A 15,817-nucleotide genomic window follows, 5' to 3' on the forward strand; every position below is an offset into this window, starting at 1 on the left:
GTCCGCGCGGTTGGACTGCTGTGCTAGGAAAATCATGAAAGGTATCATTGCAGTATTAAATCAATTGGAACGAGCTGGGGTCAGACTATCGTTATCACCGACCGGTCAACTGCTTTCCAACTCCAAAAAAGAGGCGTTAACGGCAGAAAATGTCAGTCTCATCAAGCAACATAAAGACGACATTGTTAGCGCGCTTGCGGCCAAAGCGCGGTTTTATCAGCCGATTGAGCCGTTACAGCAAACCCGTGGCCCATTAACTTCAGCGCAAAGTGGTTTATGGTTTATCGACCAGTTTGAAGCGCAAGGCACCATGTACAACATGCCGGTGCATTTTCGTTTGCAAGGGGAGCTCGACGAGGTTGCGCTAGAAGCGGCCTTTGTCACTTTGTTTAAAACCCATCCAACACTACGCACCGCGTTTCGCCGTGACGAATTTGGTTTTGGCGAACAAGTGATTTTACCATTTGAAGAAGTGGGATTTAACTTGCAGCGGGTAGACTTGCGTGCGCTTGACAGCCAAGCGCAGCACCAACAACTGCAAGCTCTGCTGGTGGAAGATATTCGCGCGCCGTTTGAGTTAACCGCTGGGCAATTAACCCGAATTAAATTACTGCGTCTTGCTGACCAAGATTATGTGCTGATGTTCACCCAACATCACATTATTTCCGATGGCTGGTCAGTGAAGAATCTCTTTTCTTCGATTAAGGCGTGTTTTATTGCCCACCAAAAAGGCCAAGTTGCGACGTTGCCAGCTCCGGCAATAAATTTTATCGACTATGCGACGTGGGAGCGCTCAGCTAACTTTTTGGATTACCATCAGTGTTTTAAAGCATTTTGGTTAGATAGACTGGCGGGCATGCCTGAGCTGCATACTTTACCAACCGACAAGCCACGCCCTGCGGTGTTATCGTCAAAAGGCGAAGTTTTTTATAGCTATATCGACAACCAAACTTGGCAGCAATTTAAGCAATTGTGTCTAAGCCAAGGTGCTACGGTATTTATGGGGGTCCACGCACTGTTTGCGCTGATCTTTGCGCGTTTTAGTATTGAGCCTGATATCGTTATCGGCACACCTGTCGCATACCGCGAGCGCCCAGATGTAGACGACTTGATTGGCTTTGTGGTCAATACCTTGATTTTACGTACCAGCTTAGATGATTCGCACTCGTTTTTAGCCTATTTAAAATATATTCGTGACCAAGACTTAGCGGCGTTCGATCATCAAATTTATCGGTTTGAACAGCTGATAGACGACTTAGGCTTAGAGCGCAGCGCTGCCGCCAACCCCATTTTCCAAATCATGATAGTTTACCAAGCTTTGGTCGATTTTAATGACTTGATCCCAGGGGTGTGTGCCAAAGATCAGCTACTCACCGAATTGCCAGCCAAGACCGATATCTCCATTAAACTCGCTGAAACGCAAAACTCAGTACGGATCGAATGGCTATACAGTACAGATGTTTTTGTTGGTGACACCTTTAAAGTGATGGCGTCGTGTTTAAACACCTTATTGCACAGTGCCTTACAAGCCCCACACACTGAGGTAAGAGCTTTACCTTTATTGAACAGTGAATTACAGCAGCGCGTGCTTGCCAGCACATCGGGCGGTGAGCCGCAAAGTGTGCAACTGGCTGCAACAGCTTGGTTGCAGCATGCTAAAAAAGCAGGCGCGGCTCCTGCCCTAACGGAAGGTGCAACAACGCTTAGTTACGGGCAACTGATGCAAGCGGTTGCGGTGGTGGTTGCACAACTAGAGCGTTATAGCTTAGCACCAGAAGCTGTGGTGGGGCTGCATTTTAACAGTAAAATCGTCCATACCGTGGCGTTACTCGCTTGTTGGCAAGTGGGGGCTGCCTACACGCCGCTTGAACCAAGTAACCCAGCAAAGCGCCTCGCGCACATGAGTGAGCAAGCCGATATTAGTTTAGTGCTGTGCGATTCGTCGTCATTGCCATGGTTTAACGGCAATATTGAAACGCTGACACTGACCAGTTTGCTGGCTTGCCAAGCGCAGCCATTGCAACTGGCGGAGCTGAGTGAGCAGCAACTGGCGTATGTTATTTTCACCTCAGGTTCAACAGGCATGCCAAAAGGGGTGATGATAGAGCAGCGCAGCCTTGCCAATTTATTAGCGCAGAATAAGCGATTTTTGGCTCTTTCGCCGACCTCCATCATGTATAACCCGATGTCGCTTGCTTTTGATGCGGGAAACATGGCGCTGTTAACCACCTTGTATGCTGGCGGGCAAGTGGTATTTGGCGATGCTAACTCGGCGATTTTAGATGCGCTAGCGCATTATCAAGCCAGCCATACGTATTTGCCAACGGCGCTACTTAGTGCGCTTGAACCACGTGATTTACCGCATTTGCGCTGTATTGGTTTTGGGGGGGAGGCATGTCCTAATCAGTTGGCCGCACGCTGGGGCGATGCGGTGATGCTGATCAATGAATATGGCCCAACCGAATGCACTGTGACAGCGCTGCGTAAACGCTTGTCGGCCGATACTCCAGCAACGCTTGGTCATGTATTAGAAGGTCTTGAAGCATTTGTGGTCGATAGCTTAGGTAATCTCTGCCCGCCGGGGGTAGCTGGTGAGTTAGTTTTGGCGGGGATTGGCTTGGCGCGTGGTTACATCGGCCAACCTCAACTGACGGAAGAGCGCTTTGTGCTTGGCTTTGTGCGGCAAAAACCGGACACACGGGTGTATCGCACTGGCGATTTAGTGCGCTTACGTCACGACGGTGAAATGGAATACCTCGGTCGTCAAGACAACCAGTTAAAACTCAGGGGTTTTCGTATCGAAAGCGCTGAGGTTGAGCATCACTTAGCCGCACTTGCAACTAGCTACCGTGATATCAAAGTCACCATTGATACGCGCGGGAGTGCGCCACAGTTAGTTGCATATGTCACATTGAAAACCGGCTACCCTGAACCAGAAGCAAGTTGGGTGTTAAATCGCCTCGCGGAGTTGGTGCCAAGTTATATGGTGCCTGCTGCAATTGTAGTACTCGCGACTATGCCTTTGACCGTTAACGGTAAAGTCGATTTCGCCCAATTACCGCAAGTGCAGGTCAAACAAACTCAGCATACTCCACCTGATAACGCAGCAGAGGCAGAAATTTTAGCGGTGTGGCAGAGCTTACTTGCAGGTGAGTTTGGAGTGGAAGACGACTTTTTCCGCTTAGGTGGAGATTCCATTTTAAGCATTCAGTTAACCACGGCACTTCGTAAAGCGGGCTATGGATGCGATGTCAAAGACTTGTTTGAGCACAAAACTGTGCGCGGTTTAGCACTCGCCATGCAGCGCGCACAGGCACAAAAGCAAATTTATGCTGAGCAAGGGCAGTTAGCGGGCGCGTTTGCCTTACTTCCCATTCAACACTGGTTTAAAGGTCAGCAGTATGCGCAGCCACAGTATTTCAATCAAGCGTGTTTGATCCCAACTCCAATTATGGATAAAACCGCATTGAGCGCATTGCTGCAGCAACTTGCCACCCACCATGATGCACTGCGACTGTACTGTGACGGCGAGCAGCAAGTTTATGGTGAGCTCATCATCCCAAAGATTGCTGAACTTGATTATCTTTTGTTAGGCGAAGCGGGGTTGCACAAGGCTCTGAGCGACTTGCAAAGTCAGTTTGATTTGGCGCAAGCGCCATTGTGGTGCGCTGCGCTTATCCGCAATCATCCCGATGCGCCACAGCTGTTGTTTATCGCTTGTCACCATTGGCTAGTGGATGCCGTGTCATGGCGAATATTATGTGAGGATCTCGCGACTTGTTATGCTGGTGGCACATTGGCAGACAAAACCAGCAGCTATCGGCAATGGGGGCAAGCACTGCAAACCTATGTGGCCGAAAATACCAACCAGCTTGAATATTGGCATACGCAAACGCAATTGCTGCCGGATTATCCAAAAGCCACTGAATTACAACCCGAAGCCAGCCTGAGTTTAAGCGAGGCCCATACAACGGCGTTGCAAACTACCGCGAATGCTTATGGCGCTGAGGTGCTGGATATTTTACTCGCGGCGTTAACTCGGACTTTATCTGATTGTCAGCTTGGCGAGCAACATTGCGTAATGCTTGAAGGACATGGCCGCGAAGCCATTGACGAGCAACTCGATGTCAGTCGTACTGTAGGTTGGTTTACCACTGCTTACCCAGTGCGCACAGAAAACCATAGTAATTTAGCGGATGTGATTATCACCGCCAAAGAGCGCCGCCGTGCAGTGCCAGACAACGGCATTGGTTATTACGCGTTTAAATACCTCCACTCTGCGGGTACTCACTTGCCCCTTGCTCCTATCACTCTGAATTACTTGGGCCAAGCAAGGTCATCAAGTCAAACGACGGGCATGTGGGCACCGCTTAATATTCGCCCTGGGCAAACCATTAGTAGCGCCAATCTACATCCCGAACTGGTGAGTTTACATGGTGGGATAATGCAAGGTGAACTGCAATTACGACAAGTTGGACAGTTTGCACCGCTTAGCAACGCCGTGTTTATGCGTCGCTTGCAGGAAAATTTAGAGGCTTTTGCCGAGCACGGCCAAGTACAGTGGCAACAAGGGGTGGTGCTCACACCATCGGATTTCAAACCTTTGACATTGTCGCGCCACGCTTTGACTGCATTGCAGCAGCAATACCAGTTTGAACATTTATTGCCGATGTCGGGATTGCAGCGCTCAATGTTAGCGCACCATATGCAAAATCCGCAGGATGATGCCTATTTTATGTTGAGTCATTTGGTTTATGATCAAGCCATTGATGTTCATGCTTTCAAACAAGCTTGGCAATTACAAACGCAGCGTTTTCCTGCCTTGCGTAGCTGCTTCAACTGGCAATTTGAGCCGCTTGAAATGATCTTACAACAAGTGTCTGTACCCATTGAAGTGTTGGAATTAAACGCAGAGGAAAATGTCACTGGTCAGATTGACGCTACTTTAAAACAGCTACATACACAAAAGTTGTCATTGTCTTCAGGGCCACTGTATCGACTGGTACTGTGCAAAGAACATGAGACGCGCTATCACTTGTTGCAGCTCTATCATCACAGTATTTTTGATGGTTGGAGCATGCCAATTTTAATGCAATCTGTGCATGGTGCTTACTTAGCGTTAAAAACAGCACAAGCGCCAGACATGACCAAGGATACGGCCTATGTCGCATATCGACGTTGGTCAGTGCAAAAACAAGCCGCGGATGCGCGTTTTTGGCAAGCGAAAATGGCGACGCTAACAGCACAAGATATCGCTATTGAAACCACTTGGTTTGGTCGCGATCTCCGTGAGCGCACTGATGAAAAACGGCAAAATGCCACGATTGAACGCGCTTTGTCGGTGAGTGAGCATTTAAAGCTCCAGCAGCAATGCGCAAAATATGGGGTGACGCCAAGTATTGCTGGGCAGTTTGCATGGCATAGATTATTACAACAAGCGCAGCAAAGTGACTTTACCAGTGTTGGCAATGTGCTTGTGGGTCGTGATGGTGCGGTTGACGGCCTAACGCAAAGTATTGGTTTGTACAACAATACCTTACCTGTCATTTTGGACTGGTGTGGGGTAAGCCGTGTCACTGACGCGCTGCAAACTTTGCAGCAGCAGTTAGCGACGGTGAATCAACATGGCAGTTATCCTCTAGAAAAGCTCAGTGTGGCGGGTAAGCGACCATTCCAAAGTGTGTTTTTGTATGAAAACTATCCGACGCCAAAGCCAATTACAACCAAAGCGCCGCATGAGCTTATGCCACGTCCGGTAGCGCAGGCTTATGAGCCGATTGAACTGCCAATGACCTTGTTTATGACAGAGTATAAAAGCACCACTTGGATAGGGTTTTATCTCGATGCGACGCGCTTTGCGTTGGCAGAGCTTGAACAACTGGCTGATAAGTGGCTGGCGGCGCTTCGCGAACTTATCACGCAAGACTGGGATGCGGCTTTGACGGTGACGCGATTGGCACCAGTGCCACGCGATAACATAGCTTGCTCAGCGCCACCCAGCACAGATTGGTCAAAGCTGTTGGCGGCGCTTGCGCAAGGTCCATTGACAGTTACTGATAAAGCCAATTGGGTGGGGTTGGAACCAGTCTGGCAGGGCCTGGACTCGATAGAGCGCATTTGGTTAGTCACACGTTTAGCGCAGTGTAGTGCCTACAGTGTCGCTGATTTGCTTAAGTGTGAATCTTTATCACAACTACTACAACTGCTTAGCCAGGACTAAGCAGTTGGCACGCCAAGGGAGTTGGCGTGCCAATTTTGCCTTTGCGAATAATTTGATAAAGCGAGTCAATAAAGCTAAGCGTGTTGAATATGGCGTTTGCGCCGTGGCACTATGACGGGGGAGTGATCTTCTGGCGCCGCCAGAATATCCACTTTGGCGCCGTATAGCTCTTGTACCAATGCGCCGTTAATCACCTGTTTGGCATCGCCAAATGCCGCCACTTTACCGCCATTAATCGCTAAGATCTGATCACAATAACGTGCCGCCATAGCCAAGTCGTGGATCACTAAAATCACGGTTTTACCCATATTGCTAATGTGGGCAATGGATTCCATCACCTCAACTTGGTGGCCGATATCTAACGCACTAGTCGGTTCATCCAGCAAAATGACTGGCGTGTCTTGCGCGAGTGTCATGCCAAGCCAAGCTTTCTGGCGTTGCCCTCCTGACAGTAGCGCAACGTCTTTAGCCAGTAGCGGCTCCAAGTGCAACAGGCTAATCACATCATCCAGTATTTGGCTGTCTTGCCTTTGCCACTGTTGGTACCAAGTTTGGTGAGGGTGACGACCAAAGCGTAACAGCTGTTCCACGGTTAAGCCGCGTGGTGCAACCGGATATTGTGGCAAATAGGCAACTTGTTGTGCGCGTTGACGCCGCCCTAAACGCTGCAGACATCCTTGTGCGGTGGCTATCGAGCCGGTGTTTGGGGTTAAATGTCCGGCTAACAACTTAAGTAACGTCGATTTACCACAACCATTGGGGCCGACAATACCGAGCAGTTGCTGGGGGTTGGCGGTGAACTCAATATTATGCAGCAGTGTATGTTGCTGATAGTGAAAACTTAAATTGTGGCAAGCTATCATGTGCGTCCCTTGATACTGTCTTTAATGATTATCCAAAATAAAAATATGCCGCCAATAATGCGGGTAAGAATGCCAGTCGCGACTTCTTCAGGGTTGGCGAGTACACGCACTAAGGTGTCGCTCAGCATTAGTAGAATGGCGCCACACAGACCCGCGACCCAAATCGGAACGGTACGATGGCGTAGCAACGAGGAAGCCAAGATAGGCGCCGCCATGGCAATAAAAGCAATAGGTCCAGCGATGGCTGAAGACAAAGCAGTGATAAGCACAGCTAAACTTAAGGTCAATACTTGCACCCGTAGCACAGGCACACCTAAGCTCATGGCTTGAACTTGGCCGACCCGCAGTAAATTAAGTTGCGCTACTAAATAGGCCAGTAACGGGCTGGTCAAAGCTAATAGCGCGAGCACGACATAAGTGCTGGTGAGGCTTTGACCAATAAAGCTGCCCATACTCCAGACGTAAATGCTCGACACATGCACCAAAGAGTCAGTGGACATCAAAAATTCAGTAATCGAGCGTAAGAAGGTACTAAAGCCAAGCCCCACTACGATAAAAGTATAACCTTGGTGCTCATGTTTATGGCAAAACGCATAAAGCATCAGCATGGCAATCAAAGCGCCAACAGGTGCCATCCACCATACAATTGCCGCTTGGGTAAATAGCAAAGAGACCAGCACCATAGCAAAAATCGCCCCTTCGTTGACCCCTACCATATCTGGAGTGGCTAGGCGGTTGCGGATCAAGTTCTGTAATAGTGATCCTGCGATGCCCATACCAAGGCCTGCGGCTATCACTGAGGTGACGCGCGGCAGGCGCAGATCTAGCACTAGAATTTGCTTCATCCGTGACCCTTCTCCCATTAAGGCTTGCGCTACTTCAGAGAGTGACAATGAGGTTGAGCCAACACTTAGTGACCAAACGGTACAAAGCAGCAACAGCAGCAATAAACTGAGCGCGACGAAGACGGGGCGTTTGGCAATTAGCCAGCTGGTGGACGAAGTTTGGAACAGTAGCTGTCCAGTAGGATGATAGCGAGGCGAAGTGGTGGGTTTATTACGTAACAACATAATGCAGCAGTTCCTTACTCAGTTTGTAGTTGTAGGGTTTTCTTGCTGTACGCACGTGCTACCCACATTAAAGTTGGGCCACCCACTAACGCAAGTAGTACACCACTTGGCAATTCAAAGGGTTGGATAAGCACTCTGGCTAGAATATCAGCAACAACAATGAAAATTGCACCTAATACGGCGCTTAGGGTGGTTTGCTGATATAGCTCGGTGGGGTAAAAGCAGCGTGCGCTAAATGCCGCAAGAAAGCCGACAAAACCGATTGGACCTGCGATTGCAATGGCGCAGGCAGTAAAACAGGTCGAACAGATCAGGACGCCAATCCGACAATGACTGCTGTTGACCCCTAAACTTCGCGCTTGGGTATCACCAAGCTGCAATAAGCTCAATGCGGGAAGTAGCCAAATCGTGACAATGACGGCAAATAAAAAGGTGGGTAGTACGGTATAAATGGCCTGCATATCCGCTGCGGCAAGTGAACCTAAATTCCAAAAACGAAACTGGTCGAGCACCACTTGGTTGGCAAGTAATAAATAATTGGCTAAGCCGCCAAAGGTTGCGGACATTGCCACACCAAGCAAAATTAACCGTAACGGGTTTTGTTGACCGAGCCACTGCGCCATGCCAAGTACAATAAAATTACCCATAAAGGCGCCTGCGCCGGCAAAGTACAACATACTTTGTGCCGAGCTAGCGGCAAAAAATGTCATCCCAACAACTAACGTAAATACCGCACCACTGTTCACCCCCAGCAGGCCAGGTTCTGCCAAAGGGTTACGGGTTGCGTGTTGCAATAACGTGGCAGAAAGCGCCATACCGGCGCCAACAAGCAGCGCTACCCACATGCGCGGAATGCGTAAGGTGTCCATCGTCATACGAAATTTGTCGTCCATATGGACATCAGTAAAGCCAAAGGCGTAACGCACACTATCAAAATAGCTAATTTGGCTTGGTCCTGTTGCGAGGCTAAGGGTGGTTAATAGCAGTAGCAGCAACACTAACCCTGTAACAAGCGGGGCAAAACGAGATATTGTTTGAGCACGTGGTAGCACTGCGACATCCGAGGCTGTCTTCATCGGCGAGTCGATCCTAAATAATAAAGTAGCAGCAGGATAAAATAGGAACAACTCAAAAACAATAATAAAAATAATTATCATTAAAATTTATGTGGTGATATGATTTGTCCACAATACTTAAACAGACTAAGGAGTGAGCTTGGTTAAGTTCTATCGCCCAGAGCGACCCGTGAATGCGGATCCTCGCTATATCTACGTGAAATCTGTCTTTCAGGTTTCTCCCAATCTAACCCGAATCACCTTTACTGCCGACGAGCTTAAGCACGAACCAAGTTATTGGCCTGCTTGCCACATTAAATTGATGTTTCCGCTCGATGGGCAAGTAAAGCCTGACTTGCCCATCATCCGTGGCCAAGGCCCACGCTGGAATGAAGGCGCGAGTAAACCTCATCTGCGCACTTTTACTGTGGTTGAGCATAGAATGGTTGAAGGTGAAATAGATGTTGAATTTGCAACCCATGGTGATTGTGGACCGGCCAGCCGTTTTGCATTGTTTGCCAAGCTAGGGGACTGCATTGGTTTATCTATGCCGGGTGGGCCAAAACCTATGTTCCCTGTTTATCAACACTATTATGTGGCTGGCGATGCAACAGCGCTGCCTGCTATCTCTGCGGGTTTAGCAACTTTGACACACCATGCGCAAGGCCATGTCTATATTTTAGTGCCAAGTCAAGACGACATTCAGGACTTAGTTAAACCCCAAGGTGTTGAAGTACATTGGTTTGTAGGAGGCACAGAGGCCAGACAAGCCCTGATTGATGAATTTAAAACCTTAGCTTTGGCAGCGCACGATGCGTACTTTTGGCTGGCGGGAGAAGAACAAATTGTCACTCAGTTACGCAGCCATATTCGTCGTAGTGGTGAGTACCACCGCGATGTGATTTATGCCATTCCCTATTGGCGTGACGGCATGAGTGAAGAGCAATATGACCGACCTCGCCACGCCGTAATGGACGCCTAAGGGCATTTTACATAAGGAAATTAGTATGAAGATGATAGTTCGATTGATTGTCCTGCTGACTCTATTTGGCAGCGTTGTAAGCTATGCCAATTCACCAGCAACGCGGCTAGTTGAAGATGCCTTTGGCAATAAAGTCAGTGTGCCTGTAACGCCAAAACGTGTGGTGGTATTAAGTGAGATTGACCTCGACAGCAGCTTGGCGCTGGGCTTAACTCCAGTTGGCAGCGCCAATGGGCGGGGACAACCGGGTTTTCCGTATTATCTGCTGCATCACCAAAGCTTAGGCACAGAGGTGAAAGCGATCCGCTCAGTTGGGGAGTTGGGTCAGCCAAATTTAGAAGTTATTTTGGCATTGGAGCCAGACTTAATCTTAACCATGCCAAATCGCGAAGAAGTGCTGGAAGTGCTCAATCAAATCGCCCCCACTGTGGTGACTTTTTCACGTGAGGATACATGGCAGACCACGCTGACTCGCATTGCCAACGTGCTTAATCGCCAAGCCCAAGCAGAGGCCATTTTTGCTGATTATAACGCGCTTATCGCCGCGACAAAAACTAAGCTAACTGCGCTGCAAGGTCAAAGCGTGAGCTTAGTCCGCTGGAATCCGAAAGGGCCTGCGTTTATGTATCGCGATTCATTCGCCAGTGAAATATTACGCGATATAGGTCTGGTGCGTCCTGCCCATCAGCAAAAGGCTGGGCCGCATCATTCGTTGCCCCTGAGTCTTGAAGCGCTAGATAACATAGACGCGGACTGGCTGCTCGTCGGGACATTAACACCTAGCGGTGACGCGACTGATGCATTAAAGCAAACTGGGACGACCCCCGCCTTTTTGGCCTTAAATGCGGTGCAAAAAGGCCAATTCTTTGCAGTGGATGGCACCCTTTGGACCTCAATTGGCGGGCCGCTGGCTGCCCAGCAAGTGATACAGGAAGCGCTACAAATACTGACTCACCGCGCACCGCCAAAAAGCGCATTTAATTTAACTGCGACTGCGCCGTAATGGATTGGCTAAGGGAATGAGGGACTGCAAATGCGAGCAAATTTGAGTTGGTCATCAAGTAACAGTAGTGCAGATGCGCCGATTGCATCCTTATGGCGCACGCCTGTTGCTGCCAAGCAGCAAGCCGATGTGTTAGCAAATTGGCAGCGGTGTGTTGGTGCTGCGCAGCTTGAGGTGACATACCATAAAGAGCAAATATGGAGTGAGACGCTACACGCTGCACGTATCGAGCAAAGCTTGTGCGCTTTAACTGCAGATAAGCCTATCAGGCTTGATTGGTTCAGTAACGCCGCAAGCCTTGAGTTATGGGTGACATTTGATAGGCGGCTTTTCTCGCTGTCGCAAGTCGTTGCAATTTCTCGACAAGCATATTGTGATACCGTACAAAAATGCTTGCCAAGCTTTGATAGCAAACGGAGCTCGCACTTTGCGACGTCTGCGGTGCCTGCATTGCCTAGCGGGCACGCAAATGACGTTATTGAGCATCAGTATCATCAATATCTCGATGCAGAACAGGTAAATAAACTGAAATTAAATAGCGCCAAACTCGGTGTGTCGGCGCCTGTGTTATTCACTGCGGTGCTACATTGGTTGTCGCAACGTCACTTTGAGTTGGCACACAATACCATTTGGCTAAGCATCAGTGACGAGCAATATAGAGAACGATTAAGTGCGCTGATGTGCGATATCCCGTTAGATAAATATTGGCAGCAGCATGTTACAGAGCTGCACAGTACCCAACTAAGTGGACAAAGGGCGAGGCTGCAAACTTCTCCCTTGCCGTTGGCAGAGATTGAGTTTTTAGCGTCTGTCGTGACGGTGCAAGATTTACGCTCGTATATCGGCACACGCAGTACTATTCCGTTACGTTTACTTATCGCAGTTGATGATCAGTTCGGTTGGCATATCCAGTTTAACGCTAAAGCCAGTCTACTTGAGCATCAACATGGGCAATGGCTGGTTGAGCAATTTATGCACTTGCTAATACAGTGTGCAAGTCAAGCGGTGCCAAGCCAAACGCCACTGACATTTGCTGATGTTCCGCTGGTCGCTACCACGCTACCACAGCGAGATTTATCCGCGCAGCTATTTTTCCAGCTTTCCCAACAGCCAGAGCGCATCGCGATAAACCTCGCAGGACAAGCGTTTAGTTATGGCCAATTAGCAGGGCAAGTGGCGCAAGTGCAAACGCAACTGCAGCAATTGGGCGTAATGGCTGGAAGCCGAATAGGGTTACACTTACCACGTTCGGTTGCTATGGTCGCAGCGCAATTGGCCTGTTTAATGAGTGGGCATACCTTTATTCCCCTTGACCCTAGTTTCCCCACTGCGCGTTTGATGGATATTGCCACTCAAGCTGAGCCACATCTTATCTTAACGCATGCGCCACACTCTGAGTTGGCAGCGCAATTTACGAGTGTGCTCATTAGTGAAACTGGGCCTCACAACGCTTTAGAATTAGTGCCCAATGCCAGCGCACCAGCTTATATGATGTTTACCTCAGGTAGCACAGGCAGGCCAAAAGGGGTGGTGGTTTCACGCCAAGCGCTAAGCAGTTTTATCGATGCGGCGACCACTCGCTTGGCGTTAACAGGACAAGAGCATTGGCTCGCGCAAACCACCTTTGCTTTTGATATTGCTTTGCTTGAGCTTTATGCCCCGCTTGCAACTGGGGCTATGCTGAGCCTGACCACTGAGCAACAAAATAAAGATTTACTGGCAACCTTAACCGCATGGCAAACCCAAGGGCAGCTGCCATTAACACATATCCAAGCAACGCCGACCTTTTGGCGGGCGCTAGTGCAAAATGGGTGGTTAGGAGATAAAGCGTTACATGCTTTATGTGGTGGCGAAGCCTTGGATAGCAGCCTTGCGCAGCAGCTTTCAAGACGGGTAAATACGCTTTGGAATTGCTATGGCCCCACAGAAGCAACGGTGTGGTCGATGATGGCGAAAGTCGTGCTGAGTGGCCATAAAGCGCCGATGCTACAAGGTAGTCTAATGCATTATCAACATATGGTCGTTGACGCTGAGCAAAACCCGCTAGGAGTGGGCATGGTGGGTGAACTATGTATTCTAGGACCCGCGTTGGCCGACGAATATTGGCAGCAACCCGATTTAACCGCGCAGCAATTTCGTAGCACTAGCACTCAGCGCCGCTATTATCGTAGTGGCGATTTAGTCCGCAAGTTAGGAGATGATAGCTTTGCCTATTTAGGCAGGGTTGACCAACAAATCAAACTGCGCGGCTATCGTATTGAAATAGGCGACATTGAAGCGCATATTCAAGTCTTAGCGGGCGTCGCTGAGGTCGCTGTGGTGCTACAAGGCGACAGTCAAAGTGGGACGTTGGTGGCTTTTATCGTTCAAGAGCCGAGTGTAGCGTTAAGCAAATTACAGCTGCGCAAGGCGCTGCAGCTTGTGTTACCTAGTTATATGGTGCCAGCAAAAATACAATTTTGTGCAGCATTACCAAAAACCCTCAATGGCAAGCTAGATAGAAAAGCCTTAGTACACAGCAGCTAGCCGAGCTGAATAGGGTTATAGCGGCAAAAGACTATTGTAGCGATAAAAATGCCCTGAAGTTCAGGGCATTTTTGCTTGAGATTTTACTTTTGCTCAGGCAACTCAAGGTTAGCCGAGCGTTGCAGCCTTCATAGCGGCAACAAACTGTTTGAGCTCAGCGAGCATAGTTTGTGGCGCAGCTAAATGCTGCTCAATGATTTTCACTACCGCAGAGCCACTGATAGCCCCTGCAGCTCCCGCGTCGAGTGCTTGTTTAACATGCTCAGGAGTCGAAATGCCAAAGCCAAGCAGGGCTGGCGCGGCGCGATAATCACGTAATTTATTGACCATAGTGTCGGCTGGCATTTGCGCCGCAGTATCCGTACCAGTTACCCCAGCGCGCGAAAGCAAATAAGTGTAACCGCGGCCATAAGAGGCACATTGGCGTAAGGTGTCATCGTCCGCATTTGGCGTAGCGATAAAAATCGGCGCAATATCATTGCTCATAGCTGCTTGGCGAAAGCGTTTGGATTCGTGTAAGGGCACGTCGGCGACTAACACGGAATCGACGCCCGCGGCTTTTGCATCGGCATAGAACTGCTCCACGCCGCGAGCAAATACTAAGTTTGAATAGAGCAGTAAACCAATAGGGATATCCGCATTATATTCGCGCACAGCTTTAATAATATCGAGACTGTCTGCAGTGTTAATGTTGGCATCTAAAGCACGAATATTGGCGCTTTGGATAACAGGGCCATCCGCAATCGGATCAGAAAACGGGATGCCAAGTTCGAGGGCATCAGCACCGCCATCAATCAGCGCTTTAATGATCTCAATACTCAGTGCTTTGTTTGGGTCGCCAATGGTCACAAACGGCACAAACGCACCTTGGTTTGCTTCTGCTAGTTTTGCAAAGGCTAAATCATAACGTCTCATAGTGCCCCCTTGGCAGCAAGTACTTGGTGAACGTGGGCTAAGTCTTTGTCGCCACGGCCACTTAAATTCACCACAATAATGGTCTCGGTGGTTTGTTGTTCAGCTAGCTTAAGTGCATAGGCAAGCGCATGGCTTGATTCCAGCGCAGGAATAATACCTTCGTGCTTGGCTAACGATTGGAACGCATCCAGCGCTTCATCATCGGTCACGGCAACATATTGCGCGCGGCCAGTTTCAGCTAAATAGGCGTGTTGTGGGCCAACTGCAGGGTAGTCAAGCCCAGCGGAGACCGAGTAAGACTCTTCAATCTGGCCGTCGGTATTTTGCATGATGAAAGTGTAAGCGCCATGCAGAATACCTTTCGAGCCTTTACAAATAGCGGCACCGTGTTCATGAGTATCTAGGCCTTTACCAGCTGGTTCAACGCCAACAAGCTTAACCTCTTGTTCTGCGATAAAATCCGCAAACATACCAATGGCATTTGACCCGCCACCGACGCAAGCCACCACGTAATCTGGCAAACGGCCTTCAGTTTCTAGTACTTGTTGTTTGGCTTCAATACCAATCATTTTTTGGAATTCGCGCACCACAGTTGGGAACGGATGCGGGCCTGCCGCCGTACCTAGCAGATAGTGGGCAGTTTTATAGTTTGCTGACCAGTCACGTAAAGCTTCGTTAACCGCGTCTTTTAAGGTGCCAGAACCTGCGGTGACAGGAATAACTTGTGCACCCATTAAACGCATGCGAAATACGTTCGGTTGTTGGCGCTCAACGTCTTTTGCCCCCATATAAATACGGCATTTTAAGCCTAACAAAGCACAGGCTAACGCGGTGGCAACACCATGCTGACCTGCACCGGTTTCCGCGATGACTTCGGTTTTACCCATCCGCTTGGTGAGCAGTGCTTGGCCCAATACTTGGTTGGTTTTGTGGGCGCCACCGTGAAGTAAATCTTCACGTTTTAAGTACAGTTTAACTAGTGGGTTTTTCACCAGATTGCGCGTGAGCGTTAAAGGCGTAGGGCGCCCTGCGTATTCCGTCAGCAGTTGATTAAACTCAGCGATGAAGGCTGGGTCTTGCTGCGCATTATTAAACTCTTGTTCTAGCTGGCGTAGTGCTGGCACTAATAATTCGGGGACAAACATCCCGCCAAACTCGCCAAAATAACCTGTGTTAGTCATAT

The 15,817-nt window shown here is 49.2% G+C and carries 9 protein-coding genes; 4 read left to right on the forward strand and 5 right to left on the reverse strand.

Features of this window, described 5'->3' with window-relative positions; all coding sequences use genetic code 11:
• The first annotated feature begins 34 nt into the window (after positions 1 to 34).
• Positions 35 to 6,220, forward strand: a complete 6,186-nt coding sequence (locus ACFOEE_RS19300) for an amino acid adenylation domain-containing protein (protein ID WP_377128355.1) — start codon at positions 35 to 37, stop codon at positions 6,218 to 6,220.
• Positions 6,221 to 6,294: 74 nt separating this feature from the next.
• Here the strand turns inward: ACFOEE_RS19300 and ACFOEE_RS19305 are convergent, their stop codons facing one another.
• The 3 genes from ACFOEE_RS19305 to ACFOEE_RS19315 are packed head-to-tail and all read right to left on the reverse strand — an operon-like array spanning position 6,295 to position 9,229.
• A complete protein-coding gene (locus ACFOEE_RS19305; protein WP_377128358.1) occupies positions 6,295 to 7,083 on the reverse strand; it encodes an ABC transporter ATP-binding protein in 789 nt (262 codons plus the stop codon).
• Positions 7,080 to 8,153, reverse strand: a complete 1,074-nt coding sequence (locus ACFOEE_RS19310) for a FecCD family ABC transporter permease (RefSeq protein ID WP_377128361.1) — start codon at positions 8,151 to 8,153, stop codon at positions 7,080 to 7,082. The genes ACFOEE_RS19305 and ACFOEE_RS19310 overlap by 4 nt, the downstream gene beginning before the upstream one ends.
• A gap of 14 nt (positions 8,154 to 8,167) precedes the next feature.
• Complete coding sequence (locus ACFOEE_RS19315; RefSeq protein WP_377128364.1) at positions 8,168 to 9,229, reverse strand: FecCD family ABC transporter permease; 1,062 nt, start codon at positions 9,227 to 9,229, stop codon at positions 8,168 to 8,170.
• Between the two features lie 139 nt (positions 9,230 to 9,368).
• Between ACFOEE_RS19315 and ACFOEE_RS19320 the strand changes: the two genes are divergently transcribed.
• The 3 genes from ACFOEE_RS19320 to ACFOEE_RS19330 are packed head-to-tail and all read left to right on the forward strand — an operon-like array spanning position 9,369 to position 13,719.
• Positions 9,369 to 10,190 (forward strand): siderophore-interacting protein, encoded by an 822-nt coding sequence (locus ACFOEE_RS19320; protein ID WP_377128367.1) that lies wholly within the window; start codon positions 9,369 to 9,371, stop codon positions 10,188 to 10,190.
• 25 nt (positions 10,191 to 10,215) lie between these two features.
• Entirely contained in the window at positions 10,216 to 11,193 is a 978-nt protein-coding gene (locus ACFOEE_RS19325) for an ABC transporter substrate-binding protein (RefSeq protein ID WP_377128370.1), read from the forward strand.
• 30 nt (positions 11,194 to 11,223) lie between these two features.
• Complete coding sequence (locus ACFOEE_RS19330) at positions 11,224 to 13,719, forward strand: amino acid adenylation domain-containing protein (protein ID WP_377128373.1); 2,496 nt, start codon at positions 11,224 to 11,226, stop codon at positions 13,717 to 13,719.
• Between the two features lie 108 nt (positions 13,720 to 13,827).
• Here ACFOEE_RS19330 and trpA read toward each other — a convergent pair whose 3' ends face one another.
• On the reverse strand, positions 13,828 to 14,634 hold the full coding sequence (gene trpA, locus ACFOEE_RS19335) for a tryptophan synthase subunit alpha (RefSeq protein ID WP_377128376.1): 807 nt from the start codon (positions 14,632 to 14,634) through the stop codon (positions 13,828 to 13,830).
• Positions 14,631 to 15,815 (reverse strand): tryptophan synthase subunit beta, encoded by a 1,185-nt coding sequence (gene trpB / locus ACFOEE_RS19340; protein ID WP_377128379.1) that lies wholly within the window; start codon positions 15,813 to 15,815, stop codon positions 14,631 to 14,633. The genes trpA and trpB overlap by 4 nt, the downstream gene beginning before the upstream one ends.
• Positions 15,816 to 15,817 lie beyond the last annotated feature (2 nt).

The organism is Pseudoalteromonas fenneropenaei (genome assembly GCF_042643375.1).
GTDB lineage: Bacteria > Pseudomonadota > Gammaproteobacteria > Enterobacterales > Alteromonadaceae > Pseudoalteromonas > Pseudoalteromonas fenneropenaei.

Excerpts from the sequence above, each read along its gene's own strand:
- ACFOEE_RS19300 (WP_377128355.1), top strand. The coding sequence starts at position 35 with ATGAAAGGTATCATTGCAGTATTAAATCAATTGGAACGAGCTGGGGTC.
- ACFOEE_RS19305 (WP_377128358.1), bottom strand. The coding sequence starts at position 7,083 with ATGATAGCTTGCCACAATTTAAGTTTTCACTATCAGCAACATACACTG.
- ACFOEE_RS19310 (WP_377128361.1), bottom strand. The coding sequence starts at position 8,153 with ATGTTGTTACGTAATAAACCCACCACTTCGCCTCGCTATCATCCTACT.
- ACFOEE_RS19315 (WP_377128364.1), bottom strand. The coding sequence starts at position 9,229 with ATGAAGACAGCCTCGGATGTCGCAGTGCTACCACGTGCTCAAACAATA.
- ACFOEE_RS19325 (WP_377128370.1), top strand. The coding sequence starts at position 10,216 with ATGAAGATGATAGTTCGATTGATTGTCCTGCTGACTCTATTTGGCAGC.
- ACFOEE_RS19330 (WP_377128373.1), top strand. The coding sequence starts at position 11,224 with ATGCGAGCAAATTTGAGTTGGTCATCAAGTAACAGTAGTGCAGATGCG.
- trpA (WP_377128376.1), bottom strand. The coding sequence starts at position 14,634 with ATGAGACGTTATGATTTAGCCTTTGCAAAACTAGCAGAAGCAAACCAA.
- trpB (WP_377128379.1), bottom strand. The coding sequence starts at position 15,815 with ATGACTAACACAGGTTATTTTGGCGAGTTTGGCGGGATGTTTGTCCCC.